The 16,263-nt window shown below is 67.7% G+C and carries 16 protein-coding genes; 10 read left to right on the top strand and 6 right to left on the bottom strand.

Translation table 11 applies throughout. The features are described 5' to 3' along the window. Nucleotides 1-62: 62 nt before the first annotated feature. Both rlmN and J2853_RS25530 read left to right on the top strand, forming a co-directional pair. A complete protein-coding gene (gene rlmN, locus J2853_RS25535) occupies nucleotides 63-1,187 on the top strand; it encodes a dual-specificity RNA methyltransferase RlmN (protein WP_307562127.1) in 1,125 nt (374 codons plus the stop codon). Between the two features lie 417 nt (nucleotides 1,188-1,604). Next, entirely contained in the window at nucleotides 1,605-2,876 is a 1,272-nt protein-coding gene (locus J2853_RS25530; protein ID WP_307562125.1) for an ATP-binding protein, read from the top strand. Nucleotides 2,877-3,220: 344 nt separating this feature from the next. On the opposite strand, the gene J2853_RS25525 is transcribed toward J2853_RS25530, so the two are convergent. The 4 genes from J2853_RS25525 to J2853_RS25510 all read right to left on the bottom strand — a co-directional run bounded on the left by J2853_RS25525 (nucleotide 3,221) and on the right by J2853_RS25510 (nucleotide 5,890). Then, nucleotides 3,221-3,892, bottom strand: a complete 672-nt coding sequence (locus J2853_RS25525) for a hypothetical protein (protein WP_307562123.1) — start codon at nucleotides 3,890-3,892, stop codon at nucleotides 3,221-3,223. Further along, nucleotides 3,889-4,728 carry an ATP-binding cassette domain-containing protein gene (locus tag J2853_RS25520; RefSeq protein WP_307562121.1) on the bottom strand — a complete coding sequence of 280 codons (840 nt, stop codon included), beginning with the start codon at nucleotides 4,726-4,728 and terminating at the stop codon, nucleotides 3,889-3,891. Before J2853_RS25520 ends, J2853_RS25525 begins: the two co-directional genes overlap by 4 nt. Before the next feature lie 89 nt (nucleotides 4,729-4,817). Next, nucleotides 4,818-5,252, bottom strand: coding sequence for an SRPBCC domain-containing protein (locus tag J2853_RS25515; RefSeq protein ID WP_307562120.1), 435 nt, complete (start codon nucleotides 5,250-5,252; stop codon nucleotides 4,818-4,820). Between the two features lie 143 nt (nucleotides 5,253-5,395). Continuing rightward, nucleotides 5,396-5,890, bottom strand: coding sequence for an Lrp/AsnC family transcriptional regulator (locus tag J2853_RS25510; protein WP_307562118.1), 495 nt, complete (start codon nucleotides 5,888-5,890; stop codon nucleotides 5,396-5,398). A gap of 193 nt (nucleotides 5,891-6,083) precedes the next feature. Between J2853_RS25510 and J2853_RS25505 the strand changes: the two genes are divergently transcribed. The 8 genes from J2853_RS25505 (at nucleotide 6,084) to J2853_RS25470 (ending at nucleotide 15,386) form a co-directional block, all read left to right on the top strand. Further along, the gene (locus J2853_RS25505) at nucleotides 6,084-7,541 is read left to right on the top strand and encodes a gamma-aminobutyraldehyde dehydrogenase (RefSeq protein WP_307562116.1); all 1,458 of its coding nucleotides are present in this window, start codon (nucleotides 6,084-6,086) and stop codon (nucleotides 7,539-7,541) included. A gap of 25 nt (nucleotides 7,542-7,566) precedes the next feature. Continuing rightward, nucleotides 7,567-8,712, top strand: a complete 1,146-nt coding sequence (locus tag J2853_RS25500; RefSeq protein ID WP_307562114.1) for an ABC transporter ATP-binding protein — start codon at nucleotides 7,567-7,569, stop codon at nucleotides 8,710-8,712. Nucleotides 8,713-8,759: 47 nt separating this feature from the next. Next, nucleotides 8,760-9,965: an ABC transporter substrate-binding protein gene (locus J2853_RS25495; RefSeq protein ID WP_307562112.1), complete on the top strand. Its 1,206-nt coding sequence runs from the start codon at nucleotides 8,760-8,762 to the stop codon at nucleotides 9,963-9,965. 58 nt (nucleotides 9,966-10,023) lie between these two features. After that, a complete protein-coding gene (locus J2853_RS25490) occupies nucleotides 10,024-10,875 on the top strand; it encodes an ABC transporter permease (protein ID WP_307562110.1) in 852 nt (283 codons plus the stop codon). After that, nucleotides 10,872-11,744 (top strand): ABC transporter permease, encoded by an 873-nt coding sequence (locus J2853_RS25485; protein WP_307562108.1) that lies wholly within the window; start codon nucleotides 10,872-10,874, stop codon nucleotides 11,742-11,744. Before J2853_RS25490 ends, J2853_RS25485 begins: the two co-directional genes overlap by 4 nt. A gap of 171 nt (nucleotides 11,745-11,915) precedes the next feature. Then, nucleotides 11,916-13,310 carry an NAD(P)/FAD-dependent oxidoreductase gene (locus J2853_RS25480; protein WP_307568812.1) on the top strand — a complete coding sequence of 465 codons (1,395 nt, stop codon included), beginning with the start codon at nucleotides 11,916-11,918 and terminating at the stop codon, nucleotides 13,308-13,310. 442 nt (nucleotides 13,311-13,752) lie between these two features. Beyond that, nucleotides 13,753-14,811: a scabin-related ADP-ribosyltransferase gene (locus tag J2853_RS25475; protein ID WP_307562107.1), complete on the top strand. Its 1,059-nt coding sequence runs from the start codon at nucleotides 13,753-13,755 to the stop codon at nucleotides 14,809-14,811. A 14-nt stretch (nucleotides 14,812-14,825) separates the two neighbouring features. Next, nucleotides 14,826-15,386 carry a type VII secretion system-associated protein gene (locus J2853_RS25470; RefSeq protein WP_307562105.1) on the top strand — a complete coding sequence of 187 codons (561 nt, stop codon included), beginning with the start codon at nucleotides 14,826-14,828 and terminating at the stop codon, nucleotides 15,384-15,386. 6 nt (nucleotides 15,387-15,392) lie between these two features. Here the strand turns inward: J2853_RS25470 and J2853_RS25465 are convergent, their stop codons facing one another. Then, the gene (locus J2853_RS25465; protein WP_307562103.1) at nucleotides 15,393-15,725 is read right to left on the bottom strand and encodes a hypothetical protein; all 333 of its coding nucleotides are present in this window, start codon (nucleotides 15,723-15,725) and stop codon (nucleotides 15,393-15,395) included. After that, a complete protein-coding gene (locus tag J2853_RS25460) occupies nucleotides 15,722-16,132 on the bottom strand; it encodes a YbaB/EbfC family nucleoid-associated protein (protein ID WP_307562101.1) in 411 nt (136 codons plus the stop codon). The genes J2853_RS25465 and J2853_RS25460 overlap by 4 nt, the downstream gene beginning before the upstream one ends. Nucleotides 16,133-16,263 lie beyond the last annotated feature (131 nt).

Raw genomic sequence — 16,263 nt, 5'->3', positions numbered from 1 at the left:
TCTAGATCAAGGTTGAGCACCGCTTCGAGCATTCGAGTAACCGTCGAGAGAAGGCGTTGGACTTGTCGACTGTCAGCCCGCCCGGGACCCCCGTACCCGGCCAGCTCACCTTCGTGGCGCCGCGTCGGGCCAAGCCCGCGCGCCACCTGGCCGATCTGACCATGGCCGAGCGCCGGGCGGCGGTCGCCGAGCTGGGTGAGAAGCCGTTCCGCGCCGACCAGCTCTCCCGGCACTACTTCGAGAAGCTCACCAGCGACCCGGCTCTGATGACCGATCTGCCGGCCGCGGCTCGCGAGAAGCTCACGACCGCGCTGTTCCCCACGCTGCTGACCTCGGTTCGGGAGATGACCACCGACAGCGGCACCACCCGCAAGATGCTGTGGCGGTTGTTCGACGGCGCGCTGGTCGAGTCGGTTCTCATGCGTTACACCGACCGCACCACCATGTGCGTGTCCTCCCAGGCTGGATGCGGCATGAACTGCCCGTTCTGTGCCACCGGCCAGGCCGGGCTGACCCGTAACATGACCACCGCCGAGATCGTCGAGCAGGTCGTCGCCGGAGCACGGGCGCTGGCGGCGGGCGAGATCCCCGGTGGCCCTGGGCGGGTCAACAACGTGGTCTTCATGGGCATGGGCGAGCCGCTGGCCAACTACAAGGCCGTGATCGGCGCCGTCCGCCGGATGGTCGAGCCCGCCCCCGACGGTCTGGGCATCTCCGCCCGGGGCATCACCGTCTCCACCGTCGGTCTGGTCCCCGCGATCGGCAAGCTCGCCGACGAGGGACTGCCGGTGACGCTGGCGGTCTCCCTGCACGCTCCCGACGACGAGCTCCGCGACACCCTGGTGCCGATCAACACCCGGTGGAAGGTCGCCGAGGTTCTCGACGCGGCCTGGGGATACGCGGCCAAGACCAAGCGCCGGGTCTCCATCGAATACGCGCTGATCAAGGACATCAACGACCAGGAGTGGCGGGCCGACCTGCTCGGCAGGCTCATCAAGAACAAGCTCGTGCACGTCAACCTGATCCCGCTCAACCCGACTCCGGGCTCGAAGTGGACCGCCTCCCGGCCGGAGGACGAGCGCGCCTTCGTCCGGCGTCTGGAGTCTCACGGCGTCGCGGTGACGGTCCGCGACACGCGTGGCCGCGAGATCGACGGCGCCTGCGGCCAGCTGGCCGCCGCCGAATAAACCACCGTCACTCGCCGTCGTTCGTCACACCGTACGGCGACGCACCCCGAGGCGCCGACCGCCGCTCGCGGTCCTTCCCGCGAGCGGCGTCTCTCGCTCGCCCGGCGCCGGCCGCCGCATCGTCTTATGGCGGGTGAGGCCCGTACGAAACGCCGGAGGCCGACGAGACGGCCAAGCACGATCTCGTTTCCGCCGGAGCGTTTCGCCGGTGGCCGGGGACTCCGCAGTGGAGCCGCGAACACACTCACGTCGGCGATGAGACCGGTCGGCCGGTGCGGAACACCATCCCCGGCTGCCCACCTAGCGACCAATCCGTCAGCAACCCAGCGACCAACGCGTCAGCAACCTAGCGACCAATCTGTCAGCAACATGGCGACCAACGCGTCAGTCGCCTTCGAACTATGTCATCCTGAACCCATGGTCAGCGCCTCACAGACTCCTTTGGGCAAGGTCCTCCCGCGACGCGCTGAAAGAGCTGTCCAAGAGGCTTTGACTGACACGCGGGTCACCCTCGTCACGGGCGCGCGCCAGTGCGGCAAGAGCACGTTGGTTCGTCTTCTCGTGAAAGAACGTGCGGGAGAGTGGCGAAACCTCGACGCTCCCGTCGTGCGTCAGGCCGCGATCACGGATCCCGCCGGGTTCGTCATGTTCCCTGAACTCATGGTGATCGACGAGATCCAACGGGTTCCCGAGCTGCTGCTCGCGATCAAGGAGCAGGTCGACACAGACCCGAGGCCGGGCCGCTACCTGCTGACCGGGTCGGCCAGAGTGCTCGGCCTCCGGGGGCTTCCCGACGCGCTACCCGGCCGGATGGAGACCATCGAGTTGTGGCCGTTCTCGCAAGGTGAGATCGACGGTGCGGCCGACGGATTCGTGGACGCGCTCTTCGCCGAGGGCGAGAACCTCCGCCACGAGTCGGTGGTCGGTCGCCCGGAGTACGCGGAGCGGGTCGTTCGCGGCGGCTTCCCTGAAGCTGTCGCACGATCGAACGTCCACAGACGAGAGAGGTTCTTCGATTCGTACGTGGCGGATCTCATCGCGCGAGATGTGAGCCAGCTGGCGGAGATCGAACGAACAGCGGAGATGCGGGCTCTGGTACGGCTGCTGGCGGCCCGGTCGGGCCAGTTGCTGGTCGCCGGTGCTCTGAGTAATGCGGTCGGGCTTTCCGCGAGCACCGTGCATCGCTATCTGAGTCTGCTCGAAGAGGTGTTCCTGATCAAACGGATCCCGGCCTGGTCACGCAACCTCAGTAGCCGTGCGATCGGAACGCCCAAGGTCGCCTTCGTCGATTCGGGGATAGCGGCGAACCTTCTGGGAGCCGATCACAGGAGCCTGCTACGTCCCGACGGTGCTTTCGGACCGCTTCTGGAGGGCTTCGTCCTCATGGAGCTGGCTCGTCAGCTCACCTGGTCGAAAGAGCGCGTGGAGCTGTTCCACTATCGGACCAAGGACAAGGTCGAGGTCGACGCCGTCCTGGAGAACCGCCAGGGGCGGGTGGTCGGGATAGAGGTGAAGGCGTCATCGACGGTGCGACCGGATGATTTCCGCGGGCTGCGGCATCTCGCGGACCGCCTCGGTGACGACTTCGCGGTGGGAGTCGTCCTCTACACGGGGACTCAGACGCTCCCGTTCGGCGAACGGCTGCGCGCCATGCCGGTGAGTTCCCTCTGGGAAGTGGCCGGGCCGTGACCGGAAGGCCGGGTGATCGCATCGTACGGCTGCGCTCAGTGAGGTCCGGTCGCCGCCACGGGTCCGGCCGGCTCCGTGCGCAGGTGTTTCGCGGGCATGCCGGGCGGTTCGCCGCAGGCGCCGTCACGGTGGAGGAGAGGCCCCGGCTCTCGTTCACCGTCGTCTCGCGCGACGAACCTTGAGGTCGGGTTCGCCACGGGGGTCCTATCCGGTCAGTTCGGACAGGAGTTCTCGCACGTCCGCGTAGTGGATCGCCGGAATCTTCTCGGGGACAGGCGGCAGCTCGATCACCCGACCAAGGCCTGCTTGAGAACCGCGGTGGCTGCGTGAGGAAAGCCGGCCGATCAGGGGCGGGTGCGGCGGAGCCGTACGTAGAACACCATGCCGGCGGCGGCCCAGAACAGTGCCGCCGCGGCGAGGCCGGGCAGGGCCCCGTCGAGTGCTCCCTCGTTCGCCGCGCGCATCCAGAGCACGATCGGCACCGAGAAACGGCCCACCGGGGTGAGGCTGATCAGCAGCAGGGCCACGTAGCCGCCGAACAGGACCAGCATCGAGACGGCGGGCGAGGGCAGGATCGCGTTGCTGGACAGCGCGCCCAGTGCGGTCCCGACGCTCAGGCTGAGCACGTGCAGCCCGATGCCGCGCATCAGGTCGGCGGGGACGGGCATGGCGGCGAAGCCGTGGATCAGCGGCAGCACGATCGCGATCGCGGCCATGCCGAGGTTGACGACGAGCGCGCTGATCAGGCCCGCCGTGATCTCCCGGCGGGGTCCTCCGGCCGCCGTCATCGAGATCAGCCGCTGCGTCGGAGGCTCGGTGTCGAGCAGTCCCCGGGACGCCCAGGCGAAGACGACGATCAGCAGCCCGGCGGAGTCCGCGTAGGAGGACAACTCGCTGCCCGACGGGATCAGCGTGGAGTAGAAGAGGATCAGCATCACGGTCAGCCCGATCATCGGCTGGAGCAGCCGGTGCGACCGGGCGTAGGCGGCGAGCTTGAAGCGCACGAGATGAATCATGAGGTCCGCCTGGTGAGGTAGCCGTCGGCGCGGAGTTTCTGCTCGACGTCGTCGGCGTCGTCGGCGTTCACGAGCACTTCGATGACCACCTGCCGTGCCCTTTCGCCGTTCTGGAAGGCGGACGGCCGCTCATCGCCCTGGGAGACGGACGGCTGCCTGTCGCCCTGGGGCGGGGAGGCGGAGGGCTGCGGCGTCTCCGCGCCGTCCGGGGGAGCGGATGCCGGTGACCGTTCGCCGGTCCGGGAGGTGACCGTGCCGTTCTCGACGAGCCAGTGGTCGGCGCCGGGGAAGTTCTGGAGCTGGTTCTGGTGGTCGCTGACCACGACTGTCCCGCCGCCCGCGGCGAGCTCCTCGATGATCAGCGGGAGTTCGGTGCGGGTCTGCTCGTCCAGTCCGGCGAAGGGCTCGTCCAGGATCAGCAGGCCGGGGGAGGCCATCAGCGACTGGATCAGGCCGATCTTCTGCGCGCTGCCCTTGGACAGGTCGCCGAGCGGCTGGCTCAGCAGGTGGGTCGCGTTCAGCCGTATGGCCAGCGCCCTGGCGGCGTCGGGGGAGCCGCCCCGGATCCTGGCCATGTGGTCCAGGTAGTCGGTCACGGTGAAGGGCTGGCCCACGGGGAACACGTCAGGGGCGTAGCCGACGACGCCGGGACGGTCGGCGATCGTGCCCCGGGAGGGGGGAACGATCCCGGCCAGCAGACGCAGCAGCGTGGACTTGCCCGCTCCGTTGCGGCCGGTGACCTCGATGACGGAGCCGGGGGTGAGCGTGAGCTCGACGTCCCGCAGGACCCAGGGACCGCGACGTGAGTACCGAAAGGACACGTTGGAGAGCCGCATAGGTCCGTCACCCTACCGTGATCACTTGTTTTCGGCGGTTCTGTCCCGTCGGATCGGATCGAGCGGGGAGGGTGACGGGCGCCGTCACGTCAGTGCGGAGGGGTGAGCCGGCATCGGTCCTTCAGCGCCTCGTTCAGGCGGACGACCGTCTTCTCGTACTGGTCGATCATCGATGAGGCGAGGGGCACCAGCCTGCCGACCATGGTCTCCCGCTGGAGCACGGTGGTGCCTCCCTCCCGTGGAGTGAGGACGAACTCATGGACCGCCTCGAAGACCGCGGGTCCGATCAGCCGTCCCCGCCAGCGCAGCAACCGGCCCTCGTCCGCTGCGAGGACGAAGGTCTTGAACGGCACGGTGAGCCCGCCCACGGGCATCCGCAGGGTCAGGGTGTTGCCGGCGGCCGGTGTGCCGGAACCGCCGGTGAACATGGGATTCCACTCGGCATACCGGGAGAGGTCGGTGAGGGCGTCCCAGACGCGGTCGGGGGAGGCGTCGATGTCGACGGTGGCGGTGATCTCGCGCATCGGCACTCCTCGTCTCAGGCAACGCCCATGATCACCTTAAGGAGTCGTCTCCCGCTTTACCAGAGAGCCGGGAAAGCGGGGCTTTCGGAACGGCGTCTGCGTCGACCGACCCGGGCGTGCCGGCCGGGGCCCGCCGCCGTGCGTCAGCGGGTGCCCCAGGAGTAGGTCTGCTTGTGGAGTTTGAGATAGACGAAGGTCTCGGTGGCGCGAACCGAGGGGATGGCACGGATCTTGCCGAGGATCTCCAGGAGGTGCTGGTCGCTCTCGCAGACGACCTCGACCATGACGTCGAGGGATCCGGCGGTCAGGACGACGTAGTCGATCTCCTTGATGGCCGACAGTTCGTCGGCCACCGTCTCCAGGTCGCCCTCGCACTTGATGCCGATCATGGCCTGGCGGGAGAAGCCCAGGGTCAGCGGGTCGGTCACCGCGACGATCTGCATGACCCCGCCGTCGATCAGGCGCTGAACCCGCTGGCGGACGGCGGCCTCGGACAGGCCCACGGCCTTGCCGATGGCGGCGTAGGGCTTGCGTCCGTCCGCCTGTAGCTGTTCGATGATCTGCTTGGAGATCTCGTCGAGGACGACGGGCCCTGGCCTGGCGTCGTTTTCGCGGCGTACCTTGGGCGGCGTCGTCATCCGCGCTCCCTGGCGTCATGTTGCGGGGCTGTTGCCGTCATATTGCGGCTCCGATGCGACATGGTGTCAGTTCCAGGCCTTCTGTCAAGCGATTTCGTAGCAATTTGGTATCTTAACAACGAAATCCCTTGTCGCGAGGCTTCTGCTCTGTAAGAGTCGCGACAACTCAGCCCCAAGCGCAAGGAGGTCGACCTTGACCACCCCGGTTGAGAATCACGCACCCACTCACCTGCGGAATTATGTCAACGGCGAGTTCGTGGACGCCAAGAGTGGCCGGTTCTCCGATGTCATCGACCCCTGTACCGGAGAGGCCTACCTTCAGGCCCCGATCTCCGGTCCGGAGGACGTCGACGCAGCCTATGCCGCGGCGGCCGCCGCGTTCGAGTCCTGGAGCCAGACCACGCCGGGCGAGCGGGCCAATCTGCTGCTCAAGGTCGCCGACGCGATCGAGGCGCGCGCCGACGAGCTGAACGAGGCCGAGTGCCTCAACACCGGCAAGCCGCGTGCCCGCATGGCCGAGGACGAGACCCCGATCGCCGCCGATCACTTCCGCTTCTTCGCGGGCGCCGCGCGCACGCTGGAGGGGCCGACGTCGGGTGAGTTCCTCGCCGACCACACCTCCACGATCCGGTACGAGCCGATCGGCGTCGTGGGCCAGGTCACGCCCTGGAACTACCCGATGATGATGGCGGTCTGGAAGATCGCCCCCGCCATCGCCGCGGGTAACACCGTCGTGCTCAAGCCCTCCGACACCACCCCGGTCGCCACGATCAAGCTGGCCGAGATCCTCGGGGAGGTCCTTCCGAAGGGCGTCTTCAACGTCGTCGCCGGAGACCGCGAGACCGGCGCCCTGGTCGTGGGACACCCGACCGCGCAGATGGTCGCGATCACCGGTTCGGTCGGCGCGGGCATGGCCGTGGCCAAGTCGGCGGCCGACGACCTCAAGCGGGTCCACCTGGAGCTCGGCGGCAAGGCCCCGGTCGTCGTCTTCGACGACGTCACCGATCTCAAGGGCGCCGCCGACGCCATCGCCACGGCGGGTCTCTACAACGCCGGCCAGGACTGCACGGCGGCCTGCCGCGTGCTGGTCCACGAGAACGTCCACGACGAGTTCGTGGCCGCGCTCACCGAGGCGGCCGCGAACACCGTGACCGGGGACCTGTCCAACGAGGAGGCCCTGTACGGGCCGCTCAACAACGCGAGCCAGCTGGCCCGCGTCACGGGCTTCTTCGACCGGGTCCCGGAGCACGCCAAGGTCCTGACCGGCGGACAGCGGGTGGGTGACAAGGGCTACTTCTTCGCGCCCACCATCGTGGACGGCCTCCGGCAGGACGACGAGATGGTGCAGGACGAGATCTTCGGGCCCGTCATCACCGTCCAGACCTTCTCCGACGAGGCCGACGCGGTGGCCAAGGCCAACGGCGTCAGGTACGGCCTGTCGAGCTCGGTGTGGACCTCGAACCACGGCCGGGCAATGAGAATGTCAAAGCGTCTTGACTTCGGCGTCGTGTGGGTCAACACCCATATCCCTTTCGTATCAGAAATGCCCCACGGTGGCTTCAAGCACTCTGGTTACGGTAAGGATTTGTCCGTTTTCGGACTGCACGATTACCTTCGCATCAAGCACGTCATGCACTACATCGGCGAATAGCCGCGAACAGAGGGATAAGCCTGGCATGACCGAAACCCAGGCGGGCATTGGGGTGGCTGACGCCACCCCCGGCTCGCCCCATGTGCCCGCCATCGAACTCGACGGCGTCGCCAAGGAGTATCTCTCCCACGGAGAGGTCGTCCAGGCGGTCAAGGGCGTCACCATGACGATCACCGAGGGAGAGTTCTTCTCTCTCCTTGGGCCTTCGGGCTGCGGCAAGACCACGACCATGCGCATGATCGCCGGATTCGAGGATCCGACGCGGGGCAAGGTGCGGTTACACGGTCAGGACGTGACCAACGTCCCTCCCAACAAGCGCGACGTGAACATGGTGTTCCAGTCCTACGCGCTGTTCCCGCACATGAACGTCTGGGAGAACGTCGCCTTCGGCCTCAGGCGCAAGAAGGTGGCCGGCGACGAGATCAAGCGGCGCGTGGGCGAGATCCTGGAGATCGTCGACCTCGCCGGCCGTGAGAGGCGCCGCCCCCGGGAGATGTCCGGCGGCCAGCAGCAGCGGGTCGCCCTGGCCCGCGCCCTGGTCAACAACCCCCGGGCGCTCCTGCTGGACGAGCCGCTCGGCGCGCTGGACCTCAAGCTCCGCCAGGCCATGCAGATCGAGCTCAAGCGGATCCAGCGCGAGGTGGGCATCACGTTCGTCTACGTCACGCACGACCAGAGCGAGGCGCTCACCATGAGCGACCGCATCGCCGTGATGAACGACGGCCAGGTCGACCAGCTCGCCTCGCCCCGCGAGATCTACGAGCGTCCCGCGACCCCGTTCGTCGCCGGGTTCATCGGCACCTCCAACCTGATCAGCGGCATCGTGGACCGGATCACCTCCGGCTGCGCCGTGCTCAAGCTGGGAGGGGAGGATCGGGTGCTCGTGGCGGGTGAGTCGTACCGGCCCGGAGACCCGATCGCGATCACGGTGCGGCCGGAGAAGATCAGGATTTCCACGGAAGAGCCGACGGGAGACGTCAGTGTCGTGCGCGGCATCGTCTCCGAAGTGGTCTACCTGGGCCTTTACAACAGCTACGCGGTAAGTCTGGCCGACGGTGCCGAGGTCACCGTATTCCAGCAGAACGCGGTCGACAGTACGAGCACGGCGGAGCGCGGCGATACCGTCTGGCTGTCGTGGCAGCCGCAACACTCGTACGCAATCGGAAGTTGAGTCCTGCCATGCACGATTACCGCACAAACCCCGCCTTTCTGCGTGGCATGACGCAGAGCCGTTCCGTCACCCGTCGTGACGCCTTCCGCCTGGCGGGACTGTCGGCCGCGGGCCTCGCCCTGACCGCCTGCGGTGTCCAGGGCAAGAAGGTCGCGCCGCCGCAGAAGGACGCCGTCGCCGAGTACTGGGCCTCCAAGAAGAAGAACGGCACCCTGCGCTTCGCCAACTGGCCGCTGTACATCGACAAGGACGGCGCGAAGTACCCGTCGCTGGATCTGTTCACCAAGGACACCGGCATCCAGGTGACCTACCAGGAGGCCATCCAGGACAACGGCAGCTTCTTCGGCAAGATCCAGCCGCTGCTCGCGACCAACAGCGACATCGGTTACGACCTGATGGTCCTGACCAACGGCCTCCAGCTGAGCAAGGCCATCGACCTGGGCTACCTGGTCCCGCTGGACCACTCCAAGCTGCCGAACTTCGCCGCCAACGCGGCGCCGAAGGTCAAGAACCCGACCTGGGACCCGCACAACACCCACACGATCCCGTGGACGGTCGGCCTGACCGGCATCGCCTACAACCCCAAGTACGTGGACGAGGTCACGAGTATCCAGGACCTCTGGAACCCCAAGTACAAGGGCAAGGTCGGCATGATGCTCGACACCCAGGAGGTCGCGAACTTCGGCATGTTCGCCCTGGGCATCGACCCCGACACCTCGACCGAGGCCGACTGGCAGAAGGCCGGCGCGAAGCTCAAGGAGCAGCGCGACGCGGGGCTCGTCCGCAAGTACTACGAGAACGACTACGTCGACGCGCTCGCCCGGGGCGACGTGTGGATCACGATGGCCTGGTCGGGTGACATCTTCCAGCAGGTCGCCGAGGGCAAGGACCTGAAGTTCGTGGTGCCCGAGGAGGGCGGCACGATCTGGACCGACAACATGTGCATCCCCAAGACCGCGCAGAACCCGGTGGACGCGCTGACGCTGATGGACTACGTCTACCAGCCCAAGATCGCCACCATGCTGGTGGAGTACATCAACTACATCACCCCGGTGCCCGCCACCAAGGACCTGGTCCTCGCGGACGCGGCCAAGGCCAAGGGTGACGACAAGGCGTCGCTGGAGCAGCTCGCCGACAGTCCGTTGATCTATCCCTCCGAGGCCGATCAGGCCAGGCTGCGGTCGTACAAGGCGCTGACCTCGGCGGAGGAGAAGGTCTTCGAGAGCATCTTCCAGCCGATCACGCAGGGCTAGCGGTCATGGAGCCGATTCGGCGCCCCGAGCGCCGTGAGTCTTGTCAGGTGGGTGACCGGTGAAACGCTTCGCCCCCTACCTGCTCATCCTGCCCGGCGGCCTCTGGCTGGTGATCTTCCTGGTGGTGCCGATGGTCTTCATGGCCTCGGTCTCCACCCAGGAGGGCGACGTGGTGAACGGGTTCGTCCAGACGTTCAACTTCTCCGTGTACGGCGACGCGCTGGTGCAGTACCAGACGCAGTTCCTGCGGTCCGCCGGATACGGCCTGGTCGCGACGGTCATCTCCATCGCGCTGGCCTACCCGATGGCCTACTGGATCGCCTTCAAGGGCGGCAGCCGCAAGTCCACCTACCTGCTGCTGGTGCTGCTGCCCTTCTTCGTCTCCTTCGTGCTGCGCACGGTGTCGTGGAAGTTCCTGCTGGCCGACGACGGCCTGCTGCTGACCCCGCTGAAGTCGGCGGGCCTGGTGCCCGACGACTTCCACGTGCTGCAGACGACGACGGCGGTGATCGGCGGCCTGGTCTACAACTACCTGCCGTTCATGATCCTGCCGATCTACGTGGCGCTGGAGCGGGTCGATCCCCGGGTGGTCGAGGCCGCCCAGGACCTCTACGCGGCCAAACGCGCGGCGTTCACCAAGATCGTGCTGCCGCTCTCGCTGCCGGGCGTGTTCGCCGGGGTGCTGATGACGTTCGTCCCGATGACCGCGGACTACGTCAACGCCGGCATCCTCGGCGGCCCGCAGAACACGATGATCGGCAACATCATCCAGACCAAGTATCTCGTCAACAACGACTATCCGACCGCCGCCGCGCTGTCGTTCACGCTGATGGCGGCGATGCTGATCGGCATCTTCGCCTACGCCAAGGCGCTCGGCACCGAGAACGTGCTGGAGGCGGCGGCCCGATGACGAGCACGAGTGAGACCGGCACGGTGGGCGTCGCCTCGCCCGTGCGCACGACCGGTACGGCGGCGGGGCCGCCCGCGAAGCGGAGGAGCGGCGGCCGGCTCGGCGACCGGCTGCTCAAGGGCTACACCTGGTTGATCCTCGCCTGGCTGTTCCTGCCGATCGCCGTCATGATCGTGTTCGGGTTCAACGACACCCAGAGCAAGTCGAACGTGACCTGGCAGGGGTTCACCCTCAAGTGGTGGGGCCGCCTGGGCGACTACCCCGACCTGACCGTCGCGGTGTTCAACTCGCTCAAGATCGCCGTGACCAGCGTGGTGATCACGACGGTGATCGGCACGCTCATGGGCCTGGCCCTGGGCCGTTACCGGTTCCGCGGGCAGGGCGTGACCAACCTGGTGCTGTTCGCCGCGATCGCCTCGCCGGAGCTCGTCATGGGCGCCTCACTGCTGTCGCTGTTCGTCAGCAGCGGCGTGCAGACCGGCATGGAGACCGTGATCATCGCGCACGTGCTGTTCTCGCTGTCGTTCGTGGCGATCACGGTGCGGGCCCGGGTGGTCGGGCTGGACCCGTCGATCGAGGAGGCGGCGCGGGACCTCGGGGCGTCCACGTGGGTGACGTTCTGGAGGGTGACGTTCCCGATGATCCTGCCCGGTATCGTCTCGGGCGCGTTGCTGGCGTTCGCGCTGTCCATCGACGACTTCGTGATCACCCAGTTCACCAGCGGTTCCGTCCAGACGTTCCCGCTGTGGATCTGGGGCGCCACCCGTATCGGGGTGCCGCCACAGGTCAACATCATCGGAACGCTTATATTCGGCATAGGCGTCGTGATCGCCGTGATCAACACGGTGACCGCACGCCGCCGCACCTAGCTGCCCTCAGCCCCGTGCCGTCGAAGGGCGGCACGGGGCTTCGGTGTATCCAGATCCTCGGCAGAGAACAGGGAGGCGAGATCGGACTCAGGCGGGGGGAACCCGCGCGTGACCTGCAAGGTCACGCGATACACATAAAAACAACCTGACTCACGTAGGGAAGTGAGATTTGTGGATCCGCTGAAGGCTCTTGCTGATGCGGAGCGCAAGCCGTACTGGCTGGACAGTGCGGCGAAACCTGAGCCGCTGCCGCGGCTCTTCGGGAACACGACCGCCGATCTCGCGGTGGTCGGCGGAGGCTTCTCAGGGCTCTGGACCGCCCTGATGGCGAAAGAGCGTGACCCGTCACTCGACGTGGTCCTGCTTGAGGGCCGCAGGATCGGCTGGGCGGCGTCCGGCCGCAACGGCGGCTTCGCGATGGCCACGCTCACCCACGGGATCGCCAACGGGCTGGAGCGCTGGCCCGAGGAGATCTCCACGCTGGAGCGACTGGGGGTCACGAACCTCGACGAGCTCGGCGAGGCCGTCGCCAGATACGAGATCGACTGCGGCTACGAGCGCACCGGCGAGTTGCAGGTGGCCACCGAGCCCTGGCAGCTGGAGGCCATGAACGAGCACGTCGAGATCACTCACGAGCTGGGTGTCCGCGTCGACGTCCTCGACCAGGAACAGATCCGGGCGGAGGTGAACTCGCCCACGTACATCGGCGGCCACTGGGAGCGAGACGGCTGCGCCATGCTGGATCCCGCCCGGCTGGCCTGGGGGCTCAGACAGGCCTGCCTCTCCCTGGGCGTGCGCATCTACGAGCGCACGCCGGTTCGCGCGATGAAGGACTCTCAGGTGAGCCTGGACCTGCTCACCCCGAACGGCACCGTCAAGGCGGGCAAGGTCGCGCTCGGCACCGGGGTGTTCCAGCCGCTGCTGCGGCGGCTGAAGCACTTCCTCGTGCCGGTCTACGACTACGCGCTGATGACCGAGCCGCTCTCCGCCGAGCAGCTGGCCGCCGTCGGCTGGCACAACCGGCAGGGCGTCGGCGACTCGGCCAACCAGTTCCACTACTACCGGCTGACCGATGACAACCGCGTTCTCTGGGGTGGTTACGACGCCGTCTACTACAACGGCGGAAAGATCAAACCGGAGTACGAGCAGCGCGACGAGACCTTCGTCAAGCTGGCGGAACACTTCTCCGCGACGTTCCCCCAGCTCTCCGGGCTGCGCTTCACCCACAAGTGGGGCGGCGTCATCGACACCTGCAGCCGCTTCAGCGCCTTTTACGGTCAGTCGCACGGCGGGCGCCTCGCCTACGCCGCCGGCTACACCGGCATGGGCGTCGGAGCGACCCGCTTCGGGGCCAACGTCATGCTCGACCTGCTGAGCGGTGAGCGGACCGAGAGGACCGAGCTCCGGATGGTGCAGGAGAAGCCGGTCCCCTTCCCGCCCGAGCCGGTTCGCTCGGCCGGGATCCAGATGACCCGGTGGTCGATCGCCCAGGCCGACCTCCACCAGGGCCGCCGCAACCTCTGGCTGCGGACCCTGGACCGGATGGGCCTGGGGTTCGACTCCTAGATCGCGGGTACCGCCCCGGGCCTCGTCCTCCCGGCGGGGACGGGGCGGCACCCGCTCGGCCGGGGAGGACGAGGCCCGGGTGAAGGGCGGTGGACTCACGCGCACCGGTACGCCGCCGGGCCCGTGCCACCGGAGAACCAGGCGATCATGATTTCGGGCGTTCCCGCGGCGGACCGGCCACCGAGGTCCACCTTCGCCGGCGGCCGAGAGTGGTGCGCCTGGGCCCGCCGATAGGATCAAGGGTCACATCTGTCACCAGATCGATGAGGTCATGAAAAAGACGCCCGGTGGGAGAACGACCCCATGCGGCAGGTCGAGGGCTCCTCGCGTGGTGATTCGGCGGGCAGGGGGCGCGGAGGCGGTCCGCACGCCGGACCTTCAAGGACGCGACGGGCGAGTTCGACCGTATCCGCCGCGTCAACCGCTGGCCTCCTGAATCGCCGTGGCGCTGCAACCGCCGGCCGAACTCGCCGCCGTTCTCAACCTCATCTGCTCATGGCCGCTGCTCGACGAGGACACGCTCGACGAATCCGGACGGCGATGGGTCACGTTCGCGATGACGATGAGCCGCGCCTTGTTGGCCGCCGACACGCACGCCGTCCAGACCATGTCCCGCAACGACGGTGACGGCATCAGAGCCTTCGGCGAGGACTGGCGGGACACCTCGAACCGGTCCGGCGACGCGATCGCCGCCGCCCTGTTCATCGGCTACGCCCAGCAGATCTCGGCCGTGGCCGTGTTCGCCACGAAGGTGGCGCTGATCGGCGTCCTCGCACGGCTCGCGCAGAACCTGATCCGGCTTGCCGTGGCCTCGGGGCCCACGGCCGAAGTCTCCCTCACGGCCGTCCCCGCCGTCGTGGGCGGCGCGCGCCTGGCCGCACGGCAGATCATCCACAAGATGGTCGACCTGCTGGAACGGAGCGTGGTCCGCCTCTTCACCCGGGCCTCCGCGCTTCTGAGAAAACCTCCCGCGCGAGGAGGGGCCAGGCCGCCCCTGCCTCCGAGTCGTCCGCCCACGCCCGTCCGTGATCGGGACAACTACCTGGAGGCCGCCGCGGACAAGAACGTCGACGTGCAGAAGGTCACCCCCTATCCGATGTGGCGCAGGGATCGTGAACCGCTCTACCGTGCCGGCAACAGGCCGCCGGACCTGGTGTTCGATCAGGGCCTGCACCCCAGGGATCCGTCCGCCACCGATCTGGACGACTATGTGAACAAGTCCAGTCCCTCCGCCTTCGTGGGGACCAGCTACCGCAGCGACATCGACAACATTTTTCCGCGGAGGTACGTCTACGAGGTGGATGCCCCCGGCGGGATCGATGTCCGGAGAACCCTCCCGCAGACGAGCGCCCGGCTGGGTCACGAACAGGAGGTCGCCTTCCCCGGCGGTGTGCATCGGCGGTACATCTCCGGTGCCTGGCCGGAGGGAGCTCCCAAAACGCCGGAGAACTTCATTCCCAATCCTCATTTCGACCCCTACCCCGGCCACCCCCAGACGTGATCAGGAGGATCCCAGTGAACGACGCCCCATCACCGCCGCCGCTCACCGACGCGCTGCGGGAACAGGCACGGCGCGGACCCGGAACCTGGCTCTACGCGATCGACCCCTTCTTCGACTCCGGCGGCGAGGTTCCGCCGTACGGCATCGTCGGAGCGTGGCAGGTCGACGAGCGCGGCGAGATCATCGAGGAGTTCCGGCACAATCCGAACTACCGGCCCTCGCCGGTGGCGCTGGACTATCCCGAGCCGACCGACCCCGTCGACAGGGCCGTCCAGCTCGGGGCGACCGGCTACGACGACGGAGAGGACATCGCCTCGCTGTTCCTGGAGGCCGAGGTGATCGTGGCGGTCGGTCCGGGCGGCGGCATCCCCGTGTTCGACACGGGTGAGGGCCGGGCGGCGTTCGTCTACACGGCGCGAGCCCACCTGCCGGACGAGCCCCCGGATAGCTCCACGGGCTGGCAGCGGATCCGCGGCGGTGATCTGATCGCACTGCTGCCCGCCGGCGTCGGCGTCGCGATCAACCCCTCCGGGCCGACCGGCGTGATACTGCCACCTGCCGATCTTCGGCGGTAGCCGGCCTCACGGACGCTGGACGGCTCGCGTGATCCGGTCGGCGGCCTCCTCGCTCCGCTGTTCCGCCGACAGGTAGTTCGAGGCCATGAACTCGACGTCGCCGCCCGTCGTCACGTGGCGCTCCGCCAGTGACTCGTAGACCTCCAGCGCCTGCCTGGTCACCGCGCGATAGACCGAGCCGGCCAGGCTCTCGCTCCCCATCCAGGGATCACCCTCCCCTTCAAGGTAGGCGCGCAGGGCCCGTACCTCCTCCACGCGGCTCGCGCCGGTCTCGGTGAGTCCCCCGTGCGTCCCCCGAAGGTCCGTATGCGAGATATCCGTCTCGTGGCTCGGGGTCACCGTTCCTCCATCCGTCGTGCGGTGAACTCGATCTCCGACGCGAACTCGTCCAGGCGGCGTACCACGTCGGCATGAACCCCGTTCAGGCTTTCCGCGAGCTTCCGGGGGTCCGGGAGCGCCGCCGGATCCAGGTGGGGAATACCCGCACGGAGATCGTCGAGGGCCGCGTTCACCGCCGTGAGGATCTCTCGGGCGAGGTCTTCCGACGCCATCCGCATGACCCGCGGGTCGAGGTTCAGCTCACGCAATCGTCCGTCGGGGCCGGCCACGGCGCTCACCCGCCCATCCGCCGCCTGGCCGCTGCCCTGAAGCGTGTCCTGCTCCGATCCCTCCGCGCTCTCCATCCTGGAGAGGGAGCGGATGCTCTCGGCCAGCATGTCGCTGAGGTCCTGCCCGTTCTGATACACGTCGATCGCTCTCGGTAGACAAGGAGGCCGGACTGACGCCGGGACACTCGAACGTCGCTTTCGGGTGAGCGGATCGTCTGTCCACGCTCCGGGCACCCTCATCGCGAGCGCCGGCCGCCCGCGTGAACGGG

It is taken from the genome of Streptosporangium lutulentum, from assembly GCF_030811455.1.
In the GTDB taxonomy this organism is placed as follows: Bacteria; Actinomycetota; Actinomycetes; order Streptosporangiales; family Streptosporangiaceae; genus Streptosporangium; species Streptosporangium lutulentum.
The sequence above is the reverse complement of the archived record's forward strand: the minus strand, read 5'-3'. Positions and strand labels throughout refer to the sequence as shown.